This is a genomic window from Bartonella sp. CM120XJJH (genome assembly GCF_042194715.1).
GTDB lineage: Bacteria > Pseudomonadota > Alphaproteobacteria > Rhizobiales > Rhizobiaceae > Bartonella.
In genome coordinates, this window is record NZ_JBHINE010000035.1 from 1 (window position 1) to 6,836 (window position 6,836).

At 35.4% G+C, this 6,836-nt stretch carries 2 protein-coding genes and 2 pseudogenes; all 4 read right to left on the reverse strand.

Annotation, left to right across the window (positions count from 1 at the left end):
• A pseudogene (locus ACFIKU_RS09080) lies at window positions 1-138 on the reverse strand (exonuclease); the annotation flags it as partial.
• Window position 139: 1 nt separating this feature from the next.
• Window positions 140-910: a RecT family recombinase gene (locus ACFIKU_RS09085; protein ID WP_375657320.1), complete on the reverse strand. Its 771-nt coding sequence runs from the start codon at window positions 908-910 to the stop codon at window positions 140-142.
• A 215-nt stretch (window positions 911-1,125) separates the two neighbouring features.
• The gene (locus ACFIKU_RS09090; protein WP_375657321.1) at window positions 1,126-1,416 is read right to left on the reverse strand and encodes a hypothetical protein; all 291 of its coding nucleotides are present in this window, start codon (window positions 1,414-1,416) and stop codon (window positions 1,126-1,128) included.
• 1,571 nt (window positions 1,417-2,987) lie between these two features.
• Window positions 2,988-6,836: pseudogene (locus tag ACFIKU_RS09095) on the reverse strand (type ISP restriction/modification enzyme); the annotation flags it as partial.

A 6,836-nucleotide genomic window follows, 5' to 3' on the forward strand; every position in this document is an offset into this window, starting at 1 on the left:
TGTTATGAGTTTGATTTTGTAGTCTTCATATTTGCTTGTAGGCAATCCTTTTGTAGTTTTACTGAGTATGTTGTAAATGTGTGATGCGGTGACTTTACCCAAGCGCGCTTGAAACCATTCTGCTGTTCTTTGTTCCATCTCACACCGCCGTTCTTTGTTCTTGTGGTGGGAGATATTCTAGTGCGCCTTCTCTTTGAATTCTTGGCTTGCTTTCTAATATTTTCAAAACGTCGTCTGCTGTTTCACAAGACATATCTGTTAGCTTTTCTACTTTTGCATAAGAGAGAAGCTTATTTTTATCCGATTCTGTTTGTTCGATTAATTCTTCGATTTTTATAAGCATATCTTGAGAAACTAACTTCGTTTGTACGTTATGGTTTGCTTCATTGATACGTGCGGCTTCATCTTCTTCATAAATACCGGAAAACCCGAAAGCGTAGCGCGCACATTGTATAGTAGCTTTGTGACGTAGCATGCGTGCTGGATATTTTTTCCAAGGTTCACTGTGTTCTTGTTGGCATTCACTTAAATATTCGGTGACTTCGATAGGATCTTTAATCCCTTTGAGACGAATAGCACATTTGATAGCAATTATATTCCCATTCTCATCGAGTTGATCTTGAAAGGTCATGCCATCAAAGTTAGGATTTGATTTGATGATCTTTATCCAACCGTCGATAGAAACAACGGGTATGATGCCGCCGCCTTTTTTAGGGAGTGCATAGATTTCTTTTGTTAAAGGGTTAAGTCCATAAGTATTGGCAACAAAAAGAAAAACGGCAAATTCTGCATCATTGATGACACTAGCATTTTTATGTCCAATACAAGTTTTTATGATTGTTTCTCGAAATTCTTCAGCAGAAAATCCATATTTTCTTGCTATTTCTGTTAAAAGAGTGGAATTTTTCATCTTGATTTCCTACATTGCGCGCAATTCACCCGTGGCGTGAATCACGCTTGTGTTAAAAGGCTGGTTGGTTGTTAGAAAGTGCTTATACGCTCTGTATTTTCCTAGGGATATGTTCGGCTTTTCTATTATAACTAATATGTGTGTTTCCTGAAATACATGTGTTACCACATACAACAGCTTCACCACCAATATGAGCTTTTTCACAAATTGTGGCATTACCGTGAATTTCGGCTATTCCGTAAATTAGCATTTCCATAAATACGTGCATTACATGAGATACGTGCTCGTCCAAATACTTGTGCATTCTCATAAATTTGAGCATTACTGCAAACCTTTGCCCTATCTCCAACCCAACAATCGCCCTCATGAGAGAGGTTGCCTTCATGCTCTATAAAACCGCCAAGATCACCTTTCTTGATGTTTCCAAAGTCTCTCAGTGCACGGATGCGACGAACTAGGCGACAATAGAGCATGTCTATTTCATCAGTAAATTCGTATTTTCTCATCTGGTTTGTTCCCTAGTTGAGATTCTTCTATTGTCATCAATCCAGTAGTTCCAAAATACACATGCTTCACCGTAAATCTTTGCATTGCCATAAACCTTAGCCTTTCCAAAAACACGTGCATCATCTGCAATAAATGCGGATTCAAAAACACAAGCATCGTCAAAAATTTCTGCGTTCTTTGAAATTATTGCATTACCGCCAATCTTTGCATCATGGTATATTCGTGCATTACCAGAAACATTTGATTATGAAAATGCCTTATGATTATGAAAGCCTGCTTTTTTTCACGCGTGCTTTATAGCTGTTATCTTCTTTATAGCCACCGCATTATTTTTCATTTTCATAAGAGAAATGATAAATAGGATAATTGTGATTTATAAACCGTTATGAAAACATCTAAAGAGAGAATAATAATTATAGAGATCAGCAAAATCCCTTTTAATAGACTTTTGTCATTTTTGTCAGTTTAGTCAGTTAACTCTAACCCCTATAGTATTTTTTTAATGAGATAAAAAATTAAAAAAATTATATTTCAATAGGTTAATGTTTTTAAAACATAACTCATATCAATAGTACAATCTTTAAAGATAACCAATGATGTGAATTGATTAAAACTTGTCAGTTATGTGTCAATAAATTGAACTGACAAAATGATTATTTTAGTAAGTAATTACAACATGTCTTATGAAAAGCGTATGAAAGTAAAAACTGATTACGTTATTAAAATCCCTTGTATGAATTTTATCAGTTTATTTAAATAGATAACCTTATGATTTTAGTGAGTGATTAAAACACGTCTTAAAAAAACATGTGATCCTTTAAAGCCTTTCAAAAGAAACGGTTTATAATCATAAAAATGCTATCAAGACGTATTTATAGATTTAAAGGTTGGTACTTAAAAAAATAATAAGTGAATTTTCAAAAGACAGTTTATAATGATAAGAAATGCTATCAAGATCATTATGGTTATGAGTTTTGAAGAGGTTTTGAGTTTTGACGGTTGCTGCTTTTATATAAAAAATAGCAAAAAATAAAAATGTTATATTTCAAGTGGTTAGTATTTTACAGATCTTTAAAAAACAACCTATATCGACATTACAACCTATAAATTCAACTAATAATATACGTTTTGAGGGGGTTTTGACGATTTTTATACCTTCAAAACCTATAAGCAAAATGAATATACATAACTCTTTTTAAACAAAGCGTCTGATAACAATAAAGCTATCATTTGAGATTGCGATATAATCTTTTAAAGGCAATGTAAAAGAAGCGTATTCTGTTTAAGAGTGGATTTCTTAAAAGTCTTAAAGCAATCCAAATAAAAGTATCTAAAAGTGCAAATGATTTCTTTTTAGAATAACGCATATAAACACTCCTTTTAAAGATTATAGGTAATCAACTCACAAGATGATACGTTTACAAAAGTCCATTAAAGGATTTCTGATAACGTAATTCTTTCCTATCTTAGTTATCTCATAACAGATGATAAAATAGACTGTTATTTAAACTAATAAATAAGCGGCTTTAATAAGATTAGCATGCCCATTATGTGAGCATGCTTTATAAGTCTATTCAGTTTCTCTAATTTCCAATTTTGGTAGGTTCTTAACAATTTTGATTGTCTCTAAACTTACAGTAATAACCCTTTGGAATAACTCTAATGGATAAGCAGGGTTGCCAATGGTTTCAACAGCATAGCGATTGGCATCATTAACAATGCCGCTCTTTTTATCTGTCTTTACACATTGACGTTCCATAACCCATTCAAGAGCGGATTTACCATTTACAATATAGCTATAAGCTTCCTTAGGTATATCTGTCATTGTGATATTATGGTTGTAAAAAACAATTGATTTATTCTTTGCTTTACTATTCCCAGCGAATTTCATTTCTGTAACGTAATAAAATTTTTCTGGATTAGAGATATCAGTTAGTTTTGGATTACCCTTTTTGAAGGTCACTGGATAAGGCTCTACAGTTTCATAATTCACATGCAAATGACCGAGTTCACGCCCTGCTGTTACGAACTTCCAAAAGTCATCAGCACTCTTTACACACGGGATACGAGGCAGTTCTTTAGAGAGGTTATCAGCATAACGAGAGCGATAATCTTCCGAATGAAGTAGACCGTAAACATAATAGAATAGATCATCCTTAGTAATTTTTTCATTAGGATAAGCAGCTTTAAAATGTGCTAATCCTTCATCCGTAATGGCATCATGCCTCTGTAAACCAACTGTTTTACTTTCTTCTGTAGTATTTGCAAACAAATGGGATTGTTGCTTACTTTTACCTTTTGAAACCGTAGTGTCTTTGTAAAAATATCTTGGAAAGCATTGTCCATTTTCTATCACCTGAAAATCAGATACGGTCTTAATCATAAGTACAGAAAAGTCTTTTTTTGCTCCTGTACCTGTAATTTGTATCATTCTATTTTCAACCGCTTTTCCCATAGGGAAGATCCGCGGCATTTGATACACCATTTCATTAAAAGTGCGATTATAATAGAGCCACTGTTGTGTAAAAGGACGATAAAGACCTAGAGTACGGCACGCATTTTCAAATTCAAAAAACTTTCCTTTTTCCAAATCTTGTTTAAGAGCACGGCTCCAACTGATTTTTTTAGCATCTGAATTTACGAAATTGTTTATAGCATTTTTACGTATCCTGCGATCAACATGTCCATAAGCATCATTAAACCGTTTCACTTCACTGTTATAGAAGGTAATTATATTGTGTATGTTTTTTGTGAGAGATACGCGGCTTGAATTATAGGTCCAAGCATCGCGACTAGTTACGATACCACATGAAAAAGTATCAAAAAGTTTTTTACCATGACCTTTTTTGTCACCTTTATCACCTATAGCTAAAAAGGCGTTGAAACTGTTGTCACGTTGACCAAGCCAATCACCATGTTTATCTGGTGTAATTATTTGCCAACCTTGTTTGCTCTGTGTAATACCATCAATGCTACCAAATTTTTTAATTGTCTTAAGCTTTTTTTCTCTTGTGAGATAATCTCCAATATCACGGAAATATATTTTCCCACGTTGTTGAGATTCTGGATTTTTTACGAGAATAGAGATAGCAATAGGCGCCCGAGAACCTTCTCCAAAAATTCCACCACTTTCTTTTTTGCGTTGTTCTCCAGAAGTCCGAGCATTTCCTCGTAAATGGAAAATATAAAGGTTGCTAAATTCCTCAACGAGGCATTTTCGTAAACCGTCCATAGAACTTCCATCAATAAAGCCCGCGTTTGTAACAAAACCAATAACACCACGGTTTTTTATTCTGTCACTAGCCCAGCGAATAGCACGGATATAACTGTCATAAAGTCTATTCACATTATTTGCTCTAGATTGAGCAGCATAAGTTTCACGAATGCGATCATCTAATATCGGGTAGGGAGTATTCTTTGCATTGTCGTTTTCGCTTTTTTGTCCTACCGAATAAGGGGGATTGCCAAAGATAACTTTGATATCCAGATTTTTCTGATGTTCCAAATATTCACTGTTTTCTTTAAATAATTTTTGCAATAAATTTTTCTCTTCAAGCATCTGAAACGTATCAGTCAAACCAATATGCTTAAAAGGAATATATTCACCTTTCATAAGACTATGATAAGTCGATTCAATGTTAATCGCTGCTATGTAGTACGCTAGCAAGACAATCTCATTGGCGTGGATATCATGACGGAACTTATATTCCATATCCTCTGGTTTTATGAGATTTGATTGTAAAAGCCTTGTGATAAAGGTACCAGTAAAAGGGTCAAGAATAGAAACACCACGTGATCCTAAGCTTTTTCCAAATTCATTACGCAAGACATCATCAACAGAATGAATGATAAAATCAACAACCTCAACGGGGGTATAAACAATCCCAAGCCTATCCGTGGTTTTCTTAAATGCTTTGGTAAAAAAATTCTCATATAGTTTGATAATAAGGTTCTGTCTTGCTTGGGGGGGAGGTAATTCCAGAGGCACGGAATTTTACGCTGTCATAAAACTCTTGTAATTCTTGAGATACCTCTTCAATATTGGTTTTATCGAGTTCTGTTAAGATTTTTTCCATTGCTTGAGAAATAGCATTGTTTTGCACAAATTCATTGCCATCAAACAAAGCTTCAAACACGGGACGCGTCACAAGATGTTGTCCTAACATCTCAAGCGCTTCCTCTTGTTTGATTTCACTGTTTAAGTTGTTTTTGAGTTCTTTATAAAAACTCTCAAAAGCATGAAAGGCTTCACTGGTTTCATCAGAAAGTATATCTTTAAGACGATTGATATGGTTTTGAGCAATTTCAGCAACATTGCCAGCCCATATGCCCCAGTAATCGGCAAGGGTAAATTTTTTAGCCAAAAGGGTTTTAAGGGCATTGGGAAACTCTTTATAAAAAGGTAATCTTCCTGTTACGCTATGAATATAGCGTTGTGGTTCATAAGCTGCTTTTCCAATCTCAAGCCCCGCGCTTTCTGGTTTCTCATAAACATGGATTTTATCTTCAACCGTGGTCATACTCTTTAAGGCAACAATCTCTAAAGTATGACTTACGTCTTGATCTAAAATCATCTGGTTAAGGGTTACTTCAAAATTCTCATCATGGGAAAGCAAAGCATTGATCACTTGCCAAACAACACTGTATCTCTTGTTGTATTTTAAAGCCTCTTCAGCAGAAATCCCAGCAGGAACCCCAACGGGTAGAATGATGTAGCCTCTCTTCTTGCCCTTGGCACGACGCATAATACGCCCCACCGCCTGTATCACATCCACTTGGCTTTTGCGCGGGTGTAAAAACATGATCGCATCAAGAGCAGGAACATCAACTCCTTCAGAAAGACATCTTACATTGGTGAGCACACGGCAAGTATTTTCCCCCGCATCTTCCTTAAGCCAAGCAAGGGCTTTATGACGCGTTTTGGCACTTTGGGTTCCATCAATATGATCAAAGGTACAGTCAAGAGGCGGGGTCTCTTTATAGACCTTATGAAGATCATACAGTTCTTTCTGTATTTCTTGAGAATTGAAGGTATCACGGATACGTTCAGAGGTTTTGATATCTTTACAAAAAGCCAAAGCCCGCCGCATGGGATTGGGGTCATCACTCAAATCAACTTTTAGATCTATTTTAGCAAGGGCTTGATAACAGCCGATGACCTTGGTTTTATCATCAAGAGTAAGTTCATAATTCTCATCGGTCATCAGATGTTGAATGGATTGACTGACTTCCTCTTCATTAACACCCAAAACAATAATCTTATAAGGTGCTAAAAGTTCATTCTGAACGGCTTTTGAGAATGTATAGGTGTAAAGATTTTTTCCATAGAGGGCTTCATCATCCATAGACGCTAAAATGCCATTCATTTCATGGGCTTGTTTTTTAGCACTATCAGCAAAGATCTTGGGCGTTGCTGTCA